The sequence below is a fragment of the Kitasatospora sp. NPDC056273 genome (genome assembly GCF_042268845.1).
GTDB lineage: Bacteria > Actinomycetota > Actinomycetes > Streptomycetales > Streptomycetaceae > Kitasatospora.
The window spans coordinates 43,955-64,984 of sequence record NZ_JBHJSJ010000052.1; the positions used below are offsets into that span (position 1 = coordinate 43,955).

At 72.6% G+C, this 21,030-nt stretch carries 21 protein-coding genes and 1 pseudogene; 9 read left to right on the plus strand and 13 right to left on the minus strand.

The window, feature by feature from the left end:
* The first annotated feature begins 5 nt into the window (after positions 1–5).
* The 3 genes from ACFCY1_RS32885 (at position 6) to ACFCY1_RS32895 (ending at position 2,413) form a co-directional block, all read left to right on the plus strand.
* The gene (locus ACFCY1_RS32885; protein ID WP_375876946.1) at positions 6–761 is read left to right on the plus strand and encodes an alpha/beta fold hydrolase; all 756 of its coding nucleotides are present in this window, start codon (positions 6–8) and stop codon (positions 759–761) included.
* A 38-nt stretch (positions 762–799) separates the two neighbouring features.
* On the plus strand, positions 800–1,438 hold the full coding sequence (locus ACFCY1_RS32890) for a hypothetical protein (RefSeq protein WP_074004004.1): 639 nt from the start codon (positions 800–802) through the stop codon (positions 1,436–1,438).
* Between the two features lie 180 nt (positions 1,439–1,618).
* Positions 1,619–2,413: a hypothetical protein gene (locus ACFCY1_RS32895; RefSeq protein ID WP_375876947.1), complete on the plus strand. Its 795-nt coding sequence runs from the start codon at positions 1,619–1,621 to the stop codon at positions 2,411–2,413.
* A gap of 75 nt (positions 2,414–2,488) precedes the next feature.
* On the opposite strand, the gene mqnP is transcribed toward ACFCY1_RS32895, so the two are convergent.
* Both mqnP and ACFCY1_RS32905 read right to left on the minus strand, forming a co-directional pair.
* On the minus strand, positions 2,489–3,385 hold the full coding sequence (mqnP, locus tag ACFCY1_RS32900; protein ID WP_369808292.1) for a menaquinone biosynthesis prenyltransferase MqnP: 897 nt from the start codon (positions 3,383–3,385) through the stop codon (positions 2,489–2,491).
* Positions 3,382–4,839, minus strand: a complete 1,458-nt coding sequence (locus ACFCY1_RS32905; protein ID WP_049651533.1) for a menaquinone biosynthesis decarboxylase — start codon at positions 4,837–4,839, stop codon at positions 3,382–3,384. Before ACFCY1_RS32905 ends, mqnP begins: the two co-directional genes overlap by 4 nt.
* Positions 4,840–4,931: 92 nt before the next feature.
* Here ACFCY1_RS32905 and ACFCY1_RS32910 point away from each other — a divergent pair, with 92 nt between their 5' ends.
* The 4 genes from ACFCY1_RS32910 (at position 4,932) to ACFCY1_RS32925 (ending at position 8,588) form a co-directional block, all read left to right on the plus strand.
* Positions 4,932–5,354, plus strand: coding sequence for a PLD nuclease N-terminal domain-containing protein (locus tag ACFCY1_RS32910; protein WP_375876948.1), 423 nt, complete (start codon positions 4,932–4,934; stop codon positions 5,352–5,354).
* Positions 5,355–5,806: 452 nt separating this feature from the next.
* Positions 5,807–7,408, plus strand: a complete 1,602-nt coding sequence (locus tag ACFCY1_RS32915) for an acyl-CoA carboxylase subunit beta (protein ID WP_049651531.1) — start codon at positions 5,807–5,809, stop codon at positions 7,406–7,408.
* 95 nt (positions 7,409–7,503) lie between these two features.
* Positions 7,504–7,713: an acyl-CoA carboxylase epsilon subunit gene (locus ACFCY1_RS32920; RefSeq protein WP_049651530.1), complete on the plus strand. Its 210-nt coding sequence runs from the start codon at positions 7,504–7,506 to the stop codon at positions 7,711–7,713.
* Between the two features lie 263 nt (positions 7,714–7,976).
* Complete coding sequence (locus ACFCY1_RS32925; protein WP_049661418.1) at positions 7,977–8,588, plus strand: ScbR family autoregulator-binding transcription factor; 612 nt, start codon at positions 7,977–7,979, stop codon at positions 8,586–8,588.
* 34 nt (positions 8,589–8,622) lie between these two features.
* Here the strand turns inward: ACFCY1_RS32925 and ACFCY1_RS32930 are convergent, their stop codons facing one another.
* The gene (locus ACFCY1_RS32930) at positions 8,623–9,261 is read right to left on the minus strand and encodes a ScbR family autoregulator-binding transcription factor (RefSeq protein WP_074004008.1); all 639 of its coding nucleotides are present in this window, start codon (positions 9,259–9,261) and stop codon (positions 8,623–8,625) included.
* A 348-nt stretch (positions 9,262–9,609) separates the two neighbouring features.
* Between ACFCY1_RS32930 and ACFCY1_RS32935 the strand changes: the two genes are divergently transcribed.
* A complete protein-coding gene (locus tag ACFCY1_RS32935; RefSeq protein WP_375876949.1) occupies positions 9,610–10,791 on the plus strand; it encodes a ScbA/BarX family gamma-butyrolactone biosynthesis protein in 1,182 nt (393 codons plus the stop codon).
* A gap of 16 nt (positions 10,792–10,807) precedes the next feature.
* Here ACFCY1_RS32935 and ACFCY1_RS32940 read toward each other — a convergent pair whose 3' ends face one another.
* From ACFCY1_RS32940 to hemL, 7 genes are all read right to left on the minus strand, one after another.
* Positions 10,808–11,194 (minus strand): hypothetical protein, encoded by a 387-nt coding sequence (locus tag ACFCY1_RS32940; RefSeq protein ID WP_143204614.1) that lies wholly within the window; start codon positions 11,192–11,194, stop codon positions 10,808–10,810.
* Between the two features lie 142 nt (positions 11,195–11,336).
* Positions 11,337–12,467 carry a c-type cytochrome biogenesis protein CcsB gene (gene ccsB / locus ACFCY1_RS32945; protein WP_074004010.1) on the minus strand — a complete coding sequence of 377 codons (1,131 nt, stop codon included), beginning with the start codon at positions 12,465–12,467 and terminating at the stop codon, positions 11,337–11,339.
* Positions 12,468–12,470: 3 nt separating this feature from the next.
* A complete protein-coding gene (locus tag ACFCY1_RS32950) occupies positions 12,471–14,312 on the minus strand; it encodes a cytochrome c biogenesis protein ResB (protein ID WP_375876950.1) in 1,842 nt (613 codons plus the stop codon).
* A 2-nt stretch (positions 14,313–14,314) separates the two neighbouring features.
* Complete coding sequence (locus ACFCY1_RS32955; RefSeq protein ID WP_234348286.1) at positions 14,315–15,088, minus strand: cytochrome c biogenesis CcdA family protein; 774 nt, start codon at positions 15,086–15,088, stop codon at positions 14,315–14,317.
* Entirely contained in the window at positions 15,085–15,702 is a 618-nt protein-coding gene (locus ACFCY1_RS32960; RefSeq protein WP_049650491.1) for a TlpA disulfide reductase family protein, read from the minus strand. Before ACFCY1_RS32960 ends, ACFCY1_RS32955 begins: the two co-directional genes overlap by 4 nt.
* A 143-nt stretch (positions 15,703–15,845) precedes the next feature.
* Positions 15,846–16,496 carry a histidine phosphatase family protein gene (locus tag ACFCY1_RS32965; RefSeq protein WP_049650499.1) on the minus strand — a complete coding sequence of 217 codons (651 nt, stop codon included), beginning with the start codon at positions 16,494–16,496 and terminating at the stop codon, positions 15,846–15,848.
* Between the two features lie 74 nt (positions 16,497–16,570).
* Positions 16,571–17,899 (minus strand): glutamate-1-semialdehyde 2,1-aminomutase, encoded by a 1,329-nt coding sequence (gene hemL / locus ACFCY1_RS32970; RefSeq protein WP_375876951.1) that lies wholly within the window; start codon positions 17,897–17,899, stop codon positions 16,571–16,573.
* 439 nt (positions 17,900–18,338) lie between these two features.
* Between hemL and ACFCY1_RS32975 the strand changes: the two genes are divergently transcribed.
* Complete coding sequence (locus tag ACFCY1_RS32975) at positions 18,339–18,821, plus strand: hypothetical protein (protein WP_074004012.1); 483 nt, start codon at positions 18,339–18,341, stop codon at positions 18,819–18,821.
* Between the two features lie 103 nt (positions 18,822–18,924).
* Here the strand turns inward: ACFCY1_RS32975 and ACFCY1_RS32980 are convergent, their stop codons facing one another.
* From ACFCY1_RS32980 to ACFCY1_RS32990, 3 genes and pseudogenes are all read right to left on the minus strand, one after another.
* Complete coding sequence (locus ACFCY1_RS32980; RefSeq protein ID WP_049650488.1) at positions 18,925–19,416, minus strand: MarR family winged helix-turn-helix transcriptional regulator; 492 nt, start codon at positions 19,414–19,416, stop codon at positions 18,925–18,927.
* Positions 19,417–19,479: 63 nt separating this feature from the next.
* The gene (locus ACFCY1_RS32985; protein ID WP_117488307.1) at positions 19,480–20,760 is read right to left on the minus strand and encodes a glycosyltransferase family 39 protein; all 1,281 of its coding nucleotides are present in this window, start codon (positions 20,758–20,760) and stop codon (positions 19,480–19,482) included.
* Positions 20,761–20,827: 67 nt separating this feature from the next.
* A pseudogene (locus ACFCY1_RS32990) lies at positions 20,828–21,030 on the minus strand (hypothetical protein); the annotation flags it as partial.

Sequence of the window (21,030 nt, forward strand, 5' to 3'; positions counted from 1 at the left end):
TTGGCATGACGATCCCTCACCGCCTGATCGGCACCGGCGACCACCACGTCCTGGTCCTGCACGACTGGTTCGGCACCAGCGCGGGCTGGGGCCCGTTCCTCGACTACCTCGACGGCAAGGCCTTCGGCTACGCCTTCCTCGACTACCGCGGCTACGGGCTGCGCAAGGGCGTCACCGGCGCGTACACGCTCGCCGAGATCGCCTCCGACGCGCTCGCCCTGGCCGACCAGCTCGGCTGGGACCGCTTCTCGCTGGTCGGCCACTCCATGGGCGGCAAGGCGGCCCAGCAGGTGCTCGCCGAGGCGCCGCTGCGGGTGCGCAAGCTGGTCGGCCTGGCCCCGGTGCCGGCCGGGGAGTACCCGATGGACGCGGCGGGCGAGGCCCTGTTCTACGGCGCGGCCGAGGACCGGGAGAAGCGCTTCGCGATCCTCGACCTGGTCACCGGGCAGCGGGCCGGCCGGGTCTGGCTCGACCGCATGGTCGACCAGTCCCTGCGGCAGTCCACCCCCGAGGCCTTCGGCCGCTACGTGCACGACTGGACGACGGCCGACCTGCGGCGCCGGATCGACGGCAACCCGGTGCCGGTCAAGGTGATCGTCGGCGAGCACGACCTCGCCCTCACCGCCGAGGTGATGCGCGGCACCTTCCTCGCCCACTACCCCAACGCCGAGCTGGAGGAACTCGCCGGCAGCGGGCACTACCCGATGTACGAGGCCCCGGTGGCCCTGGCGACGGCGCTGGAGGGCTTCCTGCACAACTGAGGCCGGCCCGGCCGGGGCCTCCGTATGATCCGACGATCATGACTGATCACGAGCTCTGGCACCGACTGGACCGCATCCGCCACGAACGCGGGCTCCTCACCCCCGGCGAGCTGGTGCTGCTCGCCGACCGGGGCGTGGCCGTCCTCGACCCGTTCTCCGTACTGGTCGCGCGGCGGGTGACGCTGTCGGCGGAGACCGTCCTGTACCCGGGCGCGACCGTCGAGTGCGACGCGGACAGCGACTGCGCGATCGGCCCGGGCACCGTCCTGTACGGCGGCGCCCGGATCGTCGCGACCGGCGGCGGGCGGATCACCGTCGGACGCCGCGCGCGGATCGGCGAGGGCGGCGCCGTGGTCAGGGCCGGGGCGGGCGAGGCCATCGAGCTCGGGGACGAGGTCAGGATCGCCAACGGCGCCGAGCTGACGGGCCGTTGCCGCCTCGGCACCGGCGCCCAGGTCCTCGGCCCGATCTCCGCCCGCGCGGTCGAGCTCGCCGCCGGCCGCCCGTACACCCACCCCGACCCGGACGGTCGCGGCGGCGTCCTCAAGGGCCACGGCCGGGCCCGGGGCACCCGGGTCGGCGTCGGCGAGGTCGTCAACGGCAACGGCGACTTCGCCGCCGCCCCGGTCGAACGCCAGCGGACCTACCACCCGGACGCCCCCCACCTGGGCGACTGACCCCGCGGCGCCTCCGGACCCGTACCCCGCACCGCGGGGCCGAGGAGGGCGGCGGCCGCCCAGAGCGCGAAGCATCAGGGGGCGTGCGGGAGTTGGCGCGCGCCGCGGGGTAGACGCTGGCGCATGGACCCGAGACCCGTGCGCATTGGGCGTCTCATCCTTCTCGCTTACGTTCGATGCATGACAGATGAGCGAGTTGACGACACGTCGCCGGTGCTGGTGATCGGCGTCTCCGGAGCGGTCGGGCGGCACGTCGGGCTGCAGCTCGCGGCGGCCGGCGTGCGGGTGCGGACGCTGCCCCAGCGGGAGCTGCGCGACCCGGCATCGCTGGAGGCCGCGGTGCAGGGCGCCGGCGCGGTGCTGCTGGGGTGGCCGTTCCCGACGGCGGACGGGGCCACGGAGGCCGTCGGCGTGCTGGCCCGGGAGGTCGGGCGGGTGGTGTTCCTGTCCTCGGCCGTCCCCGGCCGGCCGGAGGGCGGGATCGAGGCGCTGCTCACCGGCAGCGGGGTGCGGCACACGGTGCTGCGGGCGCACGGCTTCGCCGCCGCGTTGCAGTGGGCGGAGGAGATCAGGGCCGGGGGCACGGTGCGGGGCTACGGCGGCGCGGCCGGGCTGAACCCGGTGGACGAGCGGGACGTCGCGGCGGTGGCCGTCCGGGCCCTGGTGGAGGACGGCCACGACGGCGCCCGGTACGTCCTCACCGGCCCGGAGTCGCCGACCCAGGCGGAGCAGGTGGAGATCATCGGCGCGGCCACAGGGCGCCCGGCCACCTGGCAGGAGGTCTCCCGCGAGACCGCCCGCCACCGGTTGTCCGCCGCCGGCCGCCCGTCGGCCGCCGTCGACGGCGCCCTGGACCTCGTCCACGCCCGCCTCACCGCCCCCGAGCCGGCCACCAGCACCGTCCAGGACGTCACCGGCCACCCGGCTCGCAGCTTCCACGCCTGGGCGAGGGACCACGCGGCCCTGTTCCGCTGAGCCGGTCCACGAGCGGCGGGCGGGCCCGGACGAGGCGGGAGGAGCGCCCCGTGAGCCCGCCGGCGGACGCGCGGATCAGATCCCGAGCCCCCGGACGACCAGGTCCACCAGCGCGAAGAAGAACAGCGAGATCCCCACGAAGCTGTTGGTCTGGAAGAACGCCCGGTTGAGCTTCGACAGGTCGTTCGGCCGCACGATGGTGTGCTCGTACACGAAGGCCCCCGCGACGACCACGAGGCCGATCCAGAACGCCGCTCCGGCGTCCGTCAGGAGCGCGAACCAGCCCAGCAGGAGCGTCGTCAGGACGTGGCACACCCGCGCGCCCCGGATGGCCGCCGGCACGCCGTACCGCGCGGGCACCGAACGGACCCCGTGCTCGCGGTCGGACTCGACGTCCTGGCAGGCGTAGACGAGGTCGAAGCCGCCGATCCAGATGCCGACGGCCACGCCCAGCACGACCGCCTCCCACGACCAGCTGCCCGTGACCGCGAGCCAGGCGCCGACCGGCCCCATCGCCTGGGCGATGCCGAGGATCGCCTGCGGGAAGTTCGTGAACCGCTTGCCGTACGGGTAGACCACCATCGGCACCACGGCGACCGGCGCGAGCGCCAGGCAGAGCGGGTTGAGCATCGCGGCCGCGCCGAGGAAGACCACCAGCGCGACGGCCGAGCCGACGTACGCGGTCTTCAACGACACCGCTCCGGTGACCAGTTCACGCGTGGCCGTGCGCGGGTTGCGGGCGTCGATCTCCCGGTCGATGATCCGGTTCGCCGCCATGGCGAAGGTGCGCAGCCCCACCATGCACACGGTGACGACGAACAGCTCGCCCCAGTGCACCCGCTTGTCCGCGAGGAACATGGCCGTCAGCGCGGCGATGTACGCGAACGGGAGCGCGAAGACCGAGTGCTCGATCATCACCAGGCGGAGGAACGCCCTGGTGCGCCCCGGTGTCTCGACAGCGGCCGTGCTCACAGTCCGTATTCCTTCCAGCGACGCGACACCAGTTCGGCGGTGGCCGGGTCGGAGGACACCATCTCCGGCCAGCCGCCGTCCCGGGTGTACCCCTCCTCCGGCAGCTTGCGGGTCGCGTCGATGCCCGCCTTGCCGCCCCAGAACTGCTGGTACGAGGCGTGGTCCAGGTGGTCCACCGGGCCTTCGACCACGGTCAGGTCCCGGCTGTAGTCGACGTTGCCGAAGGCCCGCCAGGCGACCTCCTGGTAGTCGTGCACGTCGCAGTCGGCGTCCACCACGATGATCAGCTTGGTCAGCGACATCATGTGCGCGCCCCAGATCGCGTGCATCGTCTTCTGGGCGTGCTTGGGGTACTTCTTGTCGATCGAGACGATCACGCAGTTGTGGAAGCCGCCGGCCTCGGGCAGGTCGTAGTCGACGATGTCCGGGATGATGATCTTCAGCAGCGGCAGGAAGAACCGCTCGGTGAACTTGCCCAGCGGGCCGTCCTCCGTCGGCGGGCGGCCGACCACGATGGACTGGAGGATCGGGCGGCGGCGCATCGTCACGCAGTCGATCTTCAGCGCCGGGAACGGCTCCTGCGGGGTGTAGAAGCCGGTGTGGTCGCCGAACGGGCCCTCGGGCAGCATCTCGCCGGGCTCCAGCCAGCCCTCCAGGACCACCTCGGCGTCGGCCGGGACCTGGAGCGGCACCGTCTTGCAGTCGACCATCCGGACCCGCTCCCCGGCGACGAAGCCGGCGAAGAGGTACTCGTCGATGTCCCCGGGCAGCGGCGCGGTGGCCGCGTAGGTGACGGCCGGGGGGCAGCCGAAGGCGATCGCGACCGGGAGGCGCTCACCGCGCTTGGCCGCCACCGCGGCGTGGTTGCGGCTGTCCTTGTGGATCTGCCAGTGCATGCCGATGGTGCGGCGGTCGTGCCGCTGGAGCCGGTAGAGGCCCAGGTTGCGGATGCCGCTGTCCGGGTCCTTGGTGTGGGTCAGGCCCAGGTTGAAGAAGGAGCCGCCGTCCTGCGGCCAGGTGAAGAGCGCGGGCAGGTCGTCCAGGTCGACGTCGTCGCCGGTGAGCACGACCTCCTGCACCGGGGCGTCACCCGGCTTCACGTGCCGGGGCGGGACGTGCGCCATCGAGGCGAGCTTGCCGAAGGCGTCCCGGAAGCCGGTGAAGCCCTGCGGCAGCTCGGGCTTGAGCAGGCCGGCGATCTTCTCGGAGATGTCGTCCGGGCCCTTGAGGCCGAGCGCCTTGGCCAGCCGCCGCTCGGTGCCGAAGACGTTCATCGCCAGGGGCATCGACGAGCCCTTGACGTTCTCGAAGAGCAGCGCCGGGCCCTTGGCCTTCTGCACCCGGTCGACGATCTCGCCGATCTCCAGGTGCGGGTCCACCTCCGCCTTGATGCGCTTGAGGTCGCCCTCACGGTCGAGGGCCCGGAGAAACGAGCGGAGATCGTCGTATGCCATGCCTGTCAGTATCCGCCACCCGATAGCCTGGCCGGGTCAAGGGCCCCTGGAAGGCGCCCGCCACCATCGCCGCCCGGGGGGAGATCCCAGCCGTGCCGAGGATTCTTCTGACCATCATCCTTCCGCTCGCGCTCTGGGTCTGGGCGTTCGTGGACTGCCTGACCACGCCCGAGGACGAGGTGAAGCACCTGCCCAAGGTGGTCTGGGTGCTGATCGTGCTGCTCTTCCCGCCGCTGGGCCCGATCGCCTGGCTGATCGCCGGCAAGCAGCGCGGCTTCCTGCGGGCCGCGTCCGCCGGGGCCCACCCGGGGTACCCGGCCGACGACCGGGCGGGCCGTCCCGCCGCGCGCGGCGGGCGCCCGCTGGCGCCGGACGACGACCCCGAGTTCCTCGCCTCGTTGAAGAAGGACGACAAAGACCACGAGTCCATGCTCAAGCAGTGGGAGGCCGATCTGCGCCGTCGCGAGCGGGAGCTGCGCGACCGCGACGAGCCCGAGGACGGCAGGAAGAGCTGATCGGAGCGGGTCCGCCCGCTCGCCCGGACAGCCCACCCCCACCGTGCGGGGTGGGCTGCGGCATTTTTGGTGCTTCCCTACGACTGCGCAACCCCTAACCCGGACGGCGACCCCCTGCCCGCCGGGCTTGAGCGGACCTTGAGCGGAGCCCAAGAGGACCGGCCTACTGTACTGGGAGACGGCCCTGACCTGCGCTTTCCTTCATGCTCAGATCATCGGACCATCATCTGTCCGACAACCCCCGGTATCCGAATGAACACCGAGCGCTCAGTCAACGATCCGACCGCTTCTGTCCAGGCCTGACAGCTAAACGAACTCGACCTTGTACGGAATCGACGCCGAAACCAGCGCACGGCCCCTCGTACAGTCATAAGTGAAGAAAGTGATTCGCAGCCGGGGGCACAGCAGACGTTGGCTGTCGGACAGTTCCCTCACCCTTGGAGTGGTTCGAGATGACGGTTGTGCATGAGGCGCCGGTCGACGGCGAGGTCCCCGAGGTCCCGGCCGACGCCCGCGGGCGGGTCGCCGAGCTGCACGAGCTGCGCGAGAAGGTCCGCCGCGGCCCCAGCGACAAGGCCACCGAGGCCCAGCACGCCAAGGGCAAGCTGACCGCGCGCGAGCGCATCGAGCTGCTGCTGGACGAGGGCTCCTTCCAGGAGGTCGAGCCGTTTCGCCGGCACCGCGCCCAGGGCTTCGGCCTGGAGGCCAAGAAGCCGCACACCGACGGCGTGATCGTCGGCTGGGGCACCGTCCACGGGCGCACCGTCTTCACGTACGCGCACGACTTCCGGATCTTCGGCGGCGCGCTGGGCGAGGCCCACGCCCAGAAGATCCACAAGATCATGGACATGGCCATCGCGGCCGGTGCCCCGCTGGTCTCGCTGAACGACGGCGCCGGCGCCCGCATCCAGGAGGGCGTCACCGCCCTGGCCGGCTACGGCGGCATCTTCCAGCGCAACACCAAGGCGTCCGGCGTCATCCCGCAGATCTCGGTGATGCTCGGCCCGTGCGCCGGCGGCGCCGCGTACTCCCCCGCGCTGACCGACTTCGTCTTCATGGTCCGCGAGACCTCGCAGATGTTCATCACCGGCCCGGACGTGGTCCAGGCGGTCACCGGCGAGAAGATCAGCCAGAACGGCCTCGGCGGCGCCGACGTGCACGCCGGCGTCTCCGGCGTCTCGCACTTCGTCTACGACGACGAGCAGTCCTGCATCGAGGAGGTCCGCTACCTCCTGTCGCTGCTGCCGCAGAACAACCGCGAGATGCCGCCGTCCGTGGTGACCGAGGACCCGGTCCAGCGCCGCAACGACAGCCTGCTGGACCTGGTGCCCGCCGACGGCAACCGCCCGTACGACATGCGCAAGGTGATCGAGGAGATCGTCGACCACGGCGAGTACCTGGAGGTCCACGAGCGCTGGGCCACCAACGTGCTCTGCGTGCTCGCCCGGATCGACGGCCACGTCGTCGGCATCATCGCCAACCAGCCGCAGTCGCTGGCCGGCGTGCTGGACATCAACGCGAGCGAGAAGGCCGCCCGCTTCGTCCAGATGTGCGACGCCTTCAACATCCCGCTGGTCACCCTGCTCGACGTCCCCGGCTTCCTGCCCGGCGTCGACCAGGAGCACGGCGGCATCATCCGCCACGGCGCCAAGCTGCTGTACGCGTACTGCAACGCCACCGTGCCGCGCATCTCGCTGATCCTGCGCAAGGCCTACGGCGGCGCGTACATCGTGATGGACTCCCGCTCGATCGGCGCCGACCTGTCGTACGCCTGGCCGACCAACGAGATCGCCGTGATGGGCGCCGAGGGCGCGGCCAACGTCATCTTCCGGCGCGAGATCAACGCCGCCGAGGACCCGGACGCCATGCGCGCCCAGAAGATCAAGGAATACAAGAACGAGCTGATGCACCCGTACTACGCGGCCGAGCGCGGCCTCGTGGACGACGTCATCGACCCGGCCGAGACCCGCCAGGTGATCGCTTCCGCCCTGGCCATGCTCCGCACCAAGCACGCCGACCTGCCCAGCCGCAAGCACGGCAACCCGCCGATGTAGTGGCGCGCACCGCCGCGACAGCCCGCACCTCAGCAGCAGCCCGCACCGACGCGCCACCACCTCAGACCGCAGCCACCCGGGGGAGAAACCAGGACATGACCGCTTCCGCCGAACCCCTCGTCCGCATCGTCCGCGGCAGCCTCACCGACGAGGAACTCGCCGCCCTGACCGCCGTCCTCGCCGCGCGCGCCGCCGTCGCGCAGCAGGCCGCCGCCGCCGCGCCGATCGAGCCGATCGCCAACTGGCAGCGCCTGGAGCGCCGCCCGGCGTACTACTCGCCGTTCAGCTGGCAGCAGGCGGCCTGACGGCCCACGGCCCGTGCCGACGGCCGGTCACCCCGCTCGGGTGACCGGCCGTCCGGCGTTGCCCGGGCCGCCTCGGGCTTCGTCCGGAGCCGCGTCGGCGCTGGTCCGGGGCCGCGTCGGCGGTGCTCCCGCCCGGTCGGCCGGGGCCGGAGGGGCCCGCGGCGGGCTCGGTAGGATGCCTACTGGACGGTATGCGTCCGCCGCCCCGTCCGCCCCCATAGGATCGGCCGCTGCCGAGACCAGAACTTTCCAGGGAGGCTGCGATGGCCAGGCAGGCCCGCGCGCTGGCGACCCGCCAGACGGTACTCGTCGCGGCGGCCGAGGTGTTCGACGAGCGGGGCTACGCCGCCGCCACGATGTCCGAGATCCTGGACCGCGCCGGCGTCACCAAGGGCGCGCTGTACTTCCACTTCCGCTCCAAGGAGGAGCTGGCGCTCGCCGTCATCGAGGGACAGGGCGTCTTCATCTCCGGCTGGACACCGGCCTCGGACAGCCCGGTGCAGAACCTGATCGACCTCGGGTACGCCTTCGCCCGCGCGCTCCAGACCGACCCGCTGGTGCGCGGCAGCATCCGGCTGACGATCGAGCACGGCAGCTTCACCCAGCCGCAGCTCGCGGCCTACCAGGGCTGGATGGACACCGTCCGCGTCCTGCTGGAGCACGCCCGAGAGGCCGGCGACCTCCACCCGGGGGTCGACCTGACCGCGGCCGCCGGGGTGATCACCGGGGCCGTCACCGGCATCCAGCTGAGCTCCCAGGTGCTGGCCGACCGGCAGGACCTGATCCAGCGGCTGTCCGACCTCTGGACGCTGCTGCTGCCCGGCCTGGTCCAGCCGCACGCGCTCGCCCGGCTGAGCGTCGCCGAGCGCGCCTGAGCCCCGACTCCGGGAGCCCCGGGGCCGGGGCCGGTCAGACCCGGTAGCCCGCCCGGCGCTCCGCCGTCACCAGGGCCGGCAGCGCGGCCGTCCAGAGCCGGCTCACCGCCTCAGGACCGGGCCGGCCGGTCTCCTCGCCCGCGAGCAGCACCTGGCCGGCCGCCACCGCGGTGAGCAGTTCGGCGGCGGCCCGCCGGTCCACTCCGGGGCGCAGCTCGCCGGCCTCGGCGGCGCGGTCCAGCAGCCGGTGGACGACGGCGGTGAGGCTGCGCCAGGCGACGTCGGAGGCCACGGGCGGGCCGTCCGGCCCCTCCTGGGCGCCGTCCCGGCGCGGGCCCTGGCGGCCGAGCCGGACGCCGGCCCGCACCACCACGTCCTCGCGCAGCATCCGGGCCAGCTCGTGCGAGAAGTCGATCAGCCCCTGGAGGGCCGGGCCGTCGGCCCGCAGCGCGCGCAGCGCGGCCGAGCCGACCTCCCGCCCGGAGGCGCGGCGCACCCCGTCGGCGAGGGCCTGCTTGGACACGAAGTGGAAGTAGAGGGCCCCCTTGCTCACCCCGGCCCGGCGGCTGATGTCGACCAGGCTGGCGGCCTCGAAGCCCACCCGCGCGAAGGTCTCCGCGGCGGCGAGCAGTACGGCCCGCCGGGTCCGCCCAGCCCGCTCCTGCTTGACCACTGGCCCCCTCCGGACTCGGCCGGGCGCGATCCCCGCCCCACCCGGCTGCTGTCGGCACGGCCCCTGCGGGGGCGGCGCTCGCATGCGGACGGCACCCTCCGAAACCGCATGGTTGGTATCTAATCTAGCGCTTGCTTCGCCCCCGCCGTCCAGCGGGGACGGCCCCCCACCGATGGTCCGAGGCCTCCCGAACGGGCATTCCCGCAGCCCAGGGGGCAGGTAGCGTGGCCGGGCCGGAGCGTTCGGCCTGGGCACCCCAGCCGCCGAACACAAACCGGGTGGTATGTATGTTTTGCTCGGACGGCCGTGGCGGCCGCTCCGACCGACACCCTGAAGCGGGGGCCCGTCATGCCATCGATCGTAGAGCCGGACCCGCACGATCCGTACGCCCACCCCGGCCCGGGCAGCGCCGGCGGCTTCGGGTTCGACGACGGCCCCACCACCGGCCACGACTTCCACCACGGTCCCGCCACCGGCTACGACTTCCACGACCGGACCGTCTCCCGGCACCTGGTGCACCGCGCCTCGGTGTCCGAGGTGTTCCTCACCGGCTGGCAGGCCACCGGCCCGTACGACTTCCTGCTCGGCGCCCAGTGGCCCCGGCTGCACGGCTTCTACCGGCTGCCCGGGGACCGCTACCACGACCCGGTGCTGCTGGCCGAAACGATCCGGCAGACCGGGCTGCTGATCGGCCACGCCGGGTTCGGGGTGCCGCGCGGCCACCACTTCATGATGGAGGACCTCTCCTACGCGCTCGACGGGACCGGCCTGCCGGGCCTCGCCGTCACCGCCGGCCCCGCCTCGCTGATGCTGGCCGTCGGCTGCGAGGACGTCCGGATGCGGCACGGCGAGCTCGCCTCGCTCCGGGTCTGCGTCGACGTCACCCGGGACGGCCGGCCGATCGGCCGCGGCAGCGGACGGCTGCGGGTGGTCTCCCCCGCCTCGTACGCCCGGCTGCGCGGCCCCGCGCGGCGCACCCTCCCGCCGCGCCCGCCGGCACCCGCCGCGCCCGAGCTGGTCGGCCGCGCACAGCCCGCGGACGTGGTGCTCAGCCCGACCCTGGCGCCGGACACCTGGCTGCTGCGCGCCGACGCCACCCACCCGGTGCTGTTCGACCACGAGCTGGACCACGTGCCCGGGATGCTGGTGCTGGAGGCCGCCCGGCAGGCCGCCCAGCGGCTGCGCCACCCCGAGCCGGTGGTCCCGGTCGAGCTGGTGACCTCCTTCGACCACTACATCGAGCTGGACCGGCCCTGCTTCGTCCGGGCCGCCCCCGAACCGGCCCCCGGGCCGGCCGAGGGGCCGGCCGCGGCGGACGGGCGGCTCGCGGTACGGGTCGAGCTGCTCCAGGACGGCCGGACGGCGGCCGAGTGCCTGCTGCTCACCGTGCCGGTGGACGGACCGGCCGAGGGCCCGGGGGTGCCGGTCCGGCGGGACGCCTACGACGGCCGCCCCGCCGTCCCGGGCCCCGCCGTACCCGGCCCTCCCCTGCCGGGCCTCGGGGGCGCCCGGCTGCCGCTGGCGAGTTAGGGACGCCCCGGGCCCGTCAGGCGGCCACCAGGGCGGCCGGCCGGCCCGCGTGCATCACGCTGAGGTTGGTCGCCAGCCGGACCGGGTCCTGGGACAGCCAGAGCCGCAGCGCCGCGCCCAGGGCCGCGCTGGCCGACTCGACCCGGACGTCGGTGATCTGCGCGATCCGGGCCGCGCCCGGCACCAGCAGATCGGCCAGCGGGGTCGGCAGCCACACCGTCAGGGCGCACGGCGCGGGCACGGCCAGCGCCCCCAGCAACCGGTAGGCGTCCCCCGGCGCGCTGAGCGTCGGGATGATGTCCAGCAGCGCGTCGGACACCACCTCCGACACGTCGCTCCGGTGTCCCTGGGCGAGCCTGCGGAGCAGCGTGCGCTCGGCGGCGGTGATTCGGACGGTCAGCATGACCTCGTCGCACTCCATTGCGCGATTTCCTCCTCAGTTCCCTCTCGCACCGGCCGGCGGCCGGCGCGCACTACCCCGTTTCACACATCGGCCCGGCTACCTGTGGGAGAGAGCCGGGCCGGTGGGTGATCGTGTGCCCCGGTCAGATCCCCGCGTAGGAGTGCTTTCCGGTGACGAAGATGTTCACCCCGTAGTAGTTGAAGAGCCAGCAGGCGAACGCCGCCAGCGCCAGGTAGGCGGCCTTGCGGCCCTTCCAGCCGGCCGTCGCACGGGCGTGCAGGTAGCAGGCGTAGGCGACCCAGGTGATGAACGACCAGGTCTCCTTCGGGTCCCACTCCCAGTACTTGCCCCAGGCCGCCTCGGCCCAGATCGCGCCCGCGATGATGGTGAACGTCCACAGCGGGAAGACCAGGGCGTTGATCCGGTAGGACAGCTTGTCGAAGGTGGACGCGGCGGGCAGCCGGCGCCAGATCGAGGCCGAGGTGCCCAGCGGGCCGGTGGTGAGGCCGGCCGCCGTCCGCTTCTCGAAGGACTCCTTGCCGAGGTACAGCAGCGTGGCGATGAACGCCGCGTAGAAGGCGCCGCCGCAGAAGATCGCGGTGGAGACGTGGATCGCCAGCCACGGCGAGTGCAGCGCCGGGACGAGCTGCTCGGAGTCGGTGTACAGCACCGTGGTGGCGATGCCGAGGGTGAGCAGCACCGCGAGCACGACCGGCAGGCCGAGCCAGCGGACCTTCTTCTTCGCGGCCAGCAGCACCAGGTACGCGGCCGTCATCGCGAAGGCGAAGGCGCAGGAGAACTCGTACATGTTGCCCCACGGCCAGCGGGAGACCGACAGGCCGCGGGTGATGATGCCGCCGCCGTGCAGCGCCAGCGCCAGCACGGTGAGCGAGACGGCGATCCGGCCGGCCAGGTCGGCCCGCACGCTGGTGCCGGCCGCGCCCGGGCCGTCCTCCTCCTCGGCGCCGCGCCCGGTGGTGACCACCGTCGCGCCCTCGCCCGCGATCGCGGTGCGGGTGAGCGTCGTGGTGCCGCCGCCGGCCCCGGCCACCGTGACGGTGACCTTCTTCGCGGCCTTCCTGTCCGCCGCGGCGACGGTCTCGCCCAGGCTGCCCGCCTGTTCGGTCGAGCGGACGGCGACGGCGCCCTTGCTGCCGAAGGTCCACTCGATCATGTGGGCGAACATGGCGAGGGTGTAGACCACCATCGCCGAATAGATCAGCTTGTTGGAGAGGTCGGCCAGCTGTGGGTCGACCGCCGAGGCGAGATGCACCGTCTACTCCTTGGAGTTCTGGTCGGCAGGGACTGCGGGTTCCGGGGAGGCCGCCGGGACTGTGGGGGTCCCGGTCTCCTCGGGTACGTCCGTTTCGGTGTCGGCGTCCTCGCCCGCGGAGGCCGGAGTGCCGTCCTCGTCCGCGGAGGCCGGAGTGCCGTCCTCACCTTCGGAGGCCGGGGCGTCGTCGTCCTCGTCCTCGGAGGCGGGAGCGTCGTCCTGGAGGTCGACCGCGAGCTCCGCCAGCTCCTCGGCGATCTTCGCCGACTCGCTGCGGGCCAGGCCGGCCAGCTCCACCTGGGTGCCGCCGCCCGGCAGGGCGACCGCCCGCACCCAGATCCGGCGGCGCTGGATGAACAGCGAGCCGATCAGGCCGAGGATCGCGAGCACGCCGCCGCTCAGGGCGATCGCGTTGCCCGGACGGTGCGAGATGTTGAAGCTGGCCCACTGCTTGTAGCCCTCGAAGGTCACCGAGCCGTAGCCGTCGGGCAGGTCCCAGGCCTGGCCGGGCTTGAGCCGGGCCTTGGCCGGCTGGCCGTCCTGGGTGAGCTGGGTGAGCTTGCGGGTGTTGAGCTGGTAGACGTTCTGCGGCAGGCCGGAGTCGGTGCCGAGGTCGCCCGCGAAGGCGTTCAGCACCAGTTCGGGCTCGGCGTCACCGGGGAACAGCGAGACCGGGCCGGTGCCCTCGAAGCTCAGCGGGGCGGTCGGCAGGAAGAAGCCGGAGAAGCCCATCTGGGTCTTGTTGCCGTCGGGGCCCACGCCGTAGTCGGAGACCTTCACGACACCGGTGGAGGTCAGGTTGCCGTCCTGCGGCAGGAACGGGACGGCGCCGCGGTAGACGACCTCGCCCTTGCCGTTCTTGACGCTGACGAACGGGGCGTAGCCGTGGCCGATCAGGTAGACCTTGCTGCCGCCGATCTCCAGCGGGTGGTTGACCTCGATCGTCGACTTCTTCAGCTTCGACTGGTCGCTGCCCTCGTAGTACTCGACGTTCGCGGTGAACTGCCGGGCGGCGCCGATCTGGTCGCCCTTGGTCTGGAACTTCGAGGTGAAGCTGTCCAGCTTCAGGTAGAAGGGGTCGAGGTCCTGGTTGCCGTAGAACCGGGTGCCGTTGAAGTCGTCGAGCTGGGTGATGGTGTTGGAGTAGCCCTCGCCCTGGACCATCAGCTTGCCGCCGGTGCCCGAGGCCAGGCTGGCCCAGGCGAAGCCGCCGAGCAGCGCGAACAGCGACAGGTGGAACAGCAGGTTGCCGACCTCGCGCAGGTAGCCCTTCTCGGCCGCCACCGCGCCGCCGGACAGGTGGGCGCGGAAGCCGCGCTTGCGCAGCAGCCGGTGCGCGGCGGCGTTCACCGCGTCGGCGTCCGCCTCGGTGCGCCAGGCCGCGTGGACCGGCATCCGGGTCAGGTTGCGCGGCGCGGCCGGCGGCTGGGAGCGCAGCACGCCGACGAACTGCCAGGTGCGCGGGACGATGCAGCCGGCCAGCGACACGAACAGCAGGATGTAGATCGCGGAGAACCAGACCGAGCTGTAGACGTCGAACAGCTGGAGCTTCTCGTAGATCGGCGCGACCGTGGCGTGCTGCGCCTTCCAGGCCTCGACCTTCAGCTGGCCCTGGCCGTTCTGGTACTGCGGGATCAGCGAGCCGGGGATGGCGGCCAGCGACAGCAGGAAGAGCAGGATCAGGGCGACCCGCATCGAGGTCAGCTGGCGCCACATCCAGCGCGCCCAGCCGAACGCCCCTATGCCGGTCGGTCCGTCGGACTCGACCGGCGCGGTGCTGAGCCGCTCGGCGGCGACGTCGTCCGGCGCCGGGGGCTGCTCGGTCTCGGTCGTGGTGTTGCTCACGGTCAGATTCCGATCTGGAAGTCGGCGGTCCAGGACTGCAGCTGGCTCAGCATCGAGTCCCAGATCCCGGTGACGAGCAGCAGACCGACCGCGACGAGCATGCCGCCGCCGATCCTCATGACGAGCGGGTAGTGCCGCTTGACCCAGCCGAAGGCGCCCAGCGCCCGGCGGAAGGCCAGCGCGGCCACGATGAACGGTACGCCGAGGCCCAGGCAGTAGAAGGTCATCAGCAGGGCGCCGCGCGCGGCGTCGGCCTGGTTCAGGGCGAGGTTCTGGACGGTCGCCAGGGTCGGGCCGATGCAGGGGGTCCAGCCGACGCCGAAGACCACGCCCAGCAGCGGCGCGCCGAGCAGGCCGACCGACGGACGGCGGTGGGAGCGCACCTCGCGCATGCTCAGACCGGGGACGAGGCCCATGAAGGCGAGGCCCATCACGATCGTCACCGCCCCGAGCACGATCGAGATGACCCGCTTGTGCTCCTGGAGGGTGTCGCCGAACTGCCCGAACAGCGCCCCGCCCGAGACGAACACGGCGGTGAAGCCGAGGATGAACAGCGTCGCCCCGAGCAGCATCCGGCCGCGCCGCGCGCCGCGCGCGTCCGCGAGGTCGGCGGCGGAGAAGCCGGTCACGTACGACAGGTAGCCGGGGACGAGCGGCAGCACGCAGGGCGAGAAGAACGACACCAGTCCGGCCGCCAGCGCGATCGGCGCGGCGACCAGCAGCGCTCCGCTCTGGAGGGTCCCGGTGTTGTCGGCGAGTTGTTGCGGCAGGCTCACTGCTTCTGCTCCGCGACCACCGGCTGGAGGATCGACTCCAGCGCGTCCTCGGTGGTGCCGCCGACGGCGCGGGCGGCCAGCTTGCCGTCCCGGTCGACGATCAGGGTGGTCGGGATGGACTGCGGGTTGAGGCTGCCCTTGGGGAACTTGAGCAGCTGGGTGCCGGCCGGGTCGAAGAGGCTCGGGTAGGTGACGCCCTGCTCCTGCTCGAAGCGGACGGCGTTCTGCTTCTCGGTGTCCCGGGTGTTGATGCCGAGGAACTGGACGCCCTGGTCCTTGTACTTCTCCGAGACGTTCTGGAGGCTCTTGGCCTCGGCCCGGCACGGGCCGCACCAGGAGCCCCAGACGTTCAGCACGACGACCTTGCCCCGGTAGTCGGAGAGCTTGGCCGGGGTGCCCTCCAGGGTGTCCCCGGAGATGTCCGGCGCGTCCCCGCGCTTCCCGGCGTCCGCCTTCGACAGGTTGGTGCCCTTGACCGTGACGAAGCCGACCTGGCCCTCGCCGCCGCCCGACGAGCCCGAGGAGGAACAGCCGGTGAGGGCGAGCGCAGCGGCGGCGACGGTGGCGGCGGCTGCTGCGGCGACACGGGGACGGGGGCGCGTCATGGCAGACATGTGAAAAGTTTCGCATGGAGTTCCGGGCCGGTTCGCCGGGGTCCTCCCTTGCGCGTCGCACCCCTTCTGACCTGCGACGAAATCGGGTCACCCGGCAGTCGCCGGGTGACCCGAAGTCATACTTACACGCCGCTTACGGGAGGCTAGGCGCCGAAGCTCTTGCCCACCGGCTTGTCGCCCTTGCGGCCCTTGCCCACCAGGTGCGCGGGCAGCAGGTCGCGGGCCGGCTCGCGGTAGCCGACCGAGACGATCCGGTCGCCCTCGAAGGTGAAGCTGGTCAGCGAGGCCAGCGAGCACTGCCGGTTGCGCGGGTCGTGCCAGAGCCGGCGGCGCTCGGCGAAGGAGCGGAGGATCCAGATCGGCAGCTGGTGGCTGACGCAGACCGCCTCGTGCCCGCGCGCGGCGTCCCGGGCCGCGCCGATCGCGCCCATCATCCGCACCGCCTGGTCGAGGTACGGCTCGCCCCAGGACGGCTTGAACGGGTTGGTGAGGTACTTCCAGTAGCCCGGGTTCCGCAGCGAACCGTCGCCGACCCCGAAGGTCTTGCCCTCGAAGACGTTCTCCGCCTCGATCAGCCGCGCGTCCACCGCGATGTCCAGGCCGTGCGCCTCGGCGATCGGCGCGGCGGTCTCCTGGGCCCGCTCCAGCGGGGAGGCCACCACGTGGGTGACGTCCCGGTCGGCCAGGTCCTCGGCGACCCGCTCGGCCATCTTCCGGCCCAGCTCGGACAGGTGGTAGTCCGGCAGGCGCCCGTACAGGACGCCCTCCGGGTTGTGCACCTCGCCGTGCCGCATCACGTGGACGACGGTGATCTCTTTGGCGCTCACTTCTCGACTACTCCTGGGAATCGGGGTACGGGCCGCGGCGGTCAGGCCGTGGCGGCGGCAGCGGCGCGCGCGGCGGCCGGCAGGGCGGCGGCGATCCGCTCGATCGCCCGCTCGTCGTGGGCCGCCGAGACGAACCAGGACTCGAAGGCGGACGGCGGCAGGTAGACGCCCTCGGCCAGCATCGCGTGGAAGAAGGCGGTGAAACGGTACGCCTCCTGGGTCCTGGCCTCGTCATAGTCGGTGACCGGGGCCTCGGTGAAGAACACCGAGAACATGTTCCCGGCGGTCTGCAGCCGGTGCGCGACGCCCTCCTTGGCGAGCGCGTCGGCGACCAGGCCGGAGACCTCGGCGGCGACCTTGTCCACCGTCGCGTACGCCTCGTCGGTGCAGCCGCGCAGCTGGGCCAGGCCCGCCGCGGTGGCGACCGGGTTCCCGGACAGGGTGCCCGCCTGGTAGACCGGGCCGGCCGGGGCCAGGTGCGCCATCACGTCGGCGCGGCCGCCGAAGGCCGCGGCCGGGAAGCCGCCGCCCATGACCTTGCCGAAGGTCAGCAGGTCCGGCGCCCAGCCCTCGTGCGCCGCCTCCAGGCCGTACCAGCCGGCCTTGGAGACGCGGAAGCCGGTCATCACCTCGTCGGAGATGAACAGCGCGCCGTTCTCCCGGCAGAGCCGGGCCAGGCCGCCGTTGAAGCCGGGCAGCGGCGGGACGACGCCCATGTTGCCGGGCGAGGCCTCGGTGATCACGCAGGCGATCTCGCCCGGGTGGGCGGCGAACGCCTGCTCGACGGCGGCCAGGTCGTTGTACGGCAGCACGATGGTGTCGCCGGCCTGGGCGCCGGTGACGCCCGGGGTGTCCGGCAGGCCGAAGGTGGCCACGCCGGAACCGGCGGCGGCCAGCAGCGCGTCCACGTGACCGTGGTAGCAGCCGGCGAACTTCACCACCTTCGCGCGGCCGGTGAAGCCGCGGGCCAGCCGGATCGCGGACATGGTGGCCTCGGTGCCGGAGGAGACCAGGCGGACCTGCTCGACCGGGGCGACCCGGGCGACGATCTCCTCGGCCAGCTCGACCTCGCCCTCGCCGGGGGTGCCGAAGGAGGTGCCGCGGGAGACGGCCCGCTGGACGGCGTCGATCACCGCGGGGTGCGCGTGGCCGAGGATCATCGGACCCCACGAGCACACCAGGTCGACGTACTCGCGGCCGTCGGCGTCGGTGAGGTAGGGACCGGTGCCGGACACCATGAAGCGCGGCGTGCCGCCGACCGCGCGGAAGGCGCGCACCGGGGAGTTGACGCCGCCGGGCGTCACCACGGAGGCGCGGTCGAACAGCGACTGGGACTGGGGGGCTTCGTAGGGGTAGCTCACAAAAGACATGGTCTCAAATCGTGTCCTCACGCTCTGCATGTCCGACCCGATCATCTGGAACGATGATCCGGGCACCGTTGTCTGTACGGTTGTCCGTACAGCAGGGGCCGCTGACTTCACCGGACCGGGGACCAGTCAGACTGTGTACACAGAGTGCACAGGACCTCCGGTCTGTGTGCAGGGGTGTGGAGAGGACTGCCGCGTACCGCGAATGGGTACGGCGGCGCATGACGGGTAAGGAGCACGTCCGGTGGGCGCCGGACGTGCGGGGGTCTGTCGATTCCGGCGAATTCCGGTGAGGATGGTCCGAGTGTCCGAGGCGCAGGACGGTTACGACGAGGCCGCGGGGGGCTCCCGCAGGCCCGCCGAGACCGCACGCGGGGGTACGGGAGCGGGTACGGGTCGTGGTCGTCGCGGCGGTGAGAGGCGGGGTGAGGGACGCGTGGGGGTGACCTACAAGTACTTCGGAGCCCCGGACCGCGCGACGGCCGCCAGAGTCCCCACCGCCCTCGGGCCGGGCGGACTCGGTCTGGAGGCCGGCGAGCTCGGCGCACTGGGCCGCCTCGGCGACCTGATGGAGACCAGCGGCTCCCCCACCGGCCACCTCTCCACCAAGATCAAACCGGAGACGATGAGCGCCATGGTGCTCACCGGCATCCAGGGTGTCCCGCTGCACCAGGTGCCGCCGCTGGAACTGGTGGTGCTGCACCCCGACTACGCCGTCGTCCAGCTCCCCCACAACGTCGTCGAGCCGCTGCGCAAGGCCGACGAGACCGAGCTCGGCGCCGCCGCCTTCATCTGGTCCACCGTGCCGGACCGGCGCGGGCCGCGGGACGCGTTCGTGATCTACAGCATGCTGCACGAGTGGCAGGACTTCGCCAACCGGCTGCACGAGGCCGGGCACCAGCTGTACTGCCTGGTCTGGCCGTAGCACCCCGGGGTCCGGTCCGCCGTTCGAACGCGGGCCGGATCCAGGCTGACCCTTCGAACACCGGTCGTATTCAAGCGAGTTGACGGACGGTCGGTTCCGGCGACTATCCCCGGGAGCGGCGGGCGCGGCGGACGGTGCGTTCGACCTCGACGGGCTCCGCGAGGTGGCCGTCCACCAGGTGGGTCAGGGCCGAGAGGAACACCTCGCGCTCGGGCTGCGGCAGCGACTCCAGCAGCTCGCGGTGCACCCGGTCGGCGATCGCGCTGCCCCGCACCACGGCCCGCTCGCCCGCCTCGGTGACCGAGACGATCCGGGCCCGCCGGTCGGTCGCGGACGGGCGGCGCTCGGCCAGGCCCGCCTTCTCCAGCTCGTCGACGGTGACCACCATGGTCGTCTTGTCCAGGTCCGCCAGCTCGGCCAGCTGGATCTGGGTGCGCTCGCCCGCCCGCGCGTGGAACAGCACGCAGTAGGCGCGCGGGGTGATCCCGAGCTCGGTGAAGGCGGCCGCCATCCGGGTGGCCAGCACGTGGCTCGCGTGGTCCATCAGCCCGGAGATGTCGCGGATCTGGCGCACGGGCGGCGGGGTCGTCGTCATACGTCCGAGGTTAGCAACGGCCCGTCTGCTGCCGGATGATCCCGTTGCCAACCAACGCCGGGTCTACGGGATGCCCAACTCGAACAGCGCATAGCCCGCGTACCAGCCCGCCGCGAGGACCGGCATGGCCAGCAGCCCGGCCAGCGAGGAGGTCCGCAGCTTGCGCAGCGCCACCGCCAGGCCGATGCAGAGCGGGAAGGCGGGCAGCAGGTAGCGCGAGATGTTGCCGAAGATCTGGTTGCTGCTCAGCGCGGTGATGATGGTGAGCGCGGTGTAGACCCACAGCACCAGCGGCGGCCGGGTGCGCCAGAGCAGCACCAGCAAGCCGGGCAGGGCGATCAGCAGGGCGATCGCGATCAGGTCCGGGACGGGGTTGGACTGCCAGAAGTCCCAGTGGCCGGTGATCACGTCCATGATCGTGCGCAGGGTGGAGGCGCCGCCGTCGAAGTAGCGGTTCCAGGCGCCCTGCTGGAGCTTGAAGTAGCCGCCCCAGTCGCCCATCTTCCAGCCGACCCAGGCGACGTAGCCGATCAGGCCCCACGGGGTGATCAGCATCGCGGTCAGCGGGCGGGCCACCCCGTCGGTGCGGCGGACCAGCGCGACCAGCGCGGCGATCGAGACGGCGGCGATCAGCGCGGCGGCGGTCGGCCGGTTGAGGCCCGCCACCAGCGCCAGCAGGCCGGCCGCCACCCAGCGGCGGGTCATCACGCAGTAGCAGGCCCAGGCGGACAGCGCGACGAACAGCGAGTCCGAGTAGACCGCCCACTCCACGCCGGAGCCCGGGAACAGGCCCCAGAGCACCGCGGCGATCACGCCCGCCCGGAAGCCGCCCAGCCGCTCGGCGACGGCGAAGATCCCGGCCGCGGCGACCAGCGAGGCGATCACCGAGACGACGATCCCGGAGCCGTACGGGCCGAGCCCGGTGACGGCGCCGACCAGCCGCATCAGCCAGGGGTAGAGCGGGAAGAAGGCGGCCGAGTTCTCGTAGTAGGTGGCCAGCGGGAAGCCGTGCAGCGGGATCAGCTGCGGGTCGTACCCGTTCTCGGCGATCCGCTGGTACCAGATGCCGTCCCAGGTGCCCAGCACGTCCCAGGCGTGGGCGCCGCCGCCGCGGCCCGGCTGCTTCTTCAGGTAGTCGCCGGTGTGCGAGAGCAGCAGCAGGAAGACGGTCAGGCCGATGGCCTTGACCACCGCGTACGCGCCCAGCGCGGGCGCGAAGCGGTCCACCAGTGCCCCGAACCGTCCGGACGCCGGGCCCGTCCGTTCCTCGGGGGCCTCCGCGGGCGCCGCCCCGGGCGCTCCGGGCTGGGTGCTGGACGACTCGGTGCTCGATGCCGTGCTCATCTGGTCTGGGTACTCCCCGCCCCGCTCGTGGTCCGCGCGGCTCCGGCGCAACGATTTTCCCGTGAGCCTACGGCACGACCCCGAACCGACGGCCCCTGGCGCCCTCCGGACCGGCGCGCAGCACCACGCCACCCGTGCCGAGCACCACACCGGCCCGGTCGTGCACGCGGCCGCCGCCGCCCGGGTGGGGGCGGGGGCGGGCGGGGGCCCAGGGCGGGGGGGGCGGGGAACGCCGGGGGCGGGTCGCGTGCGAGGGGGGGGTGGGGGCCG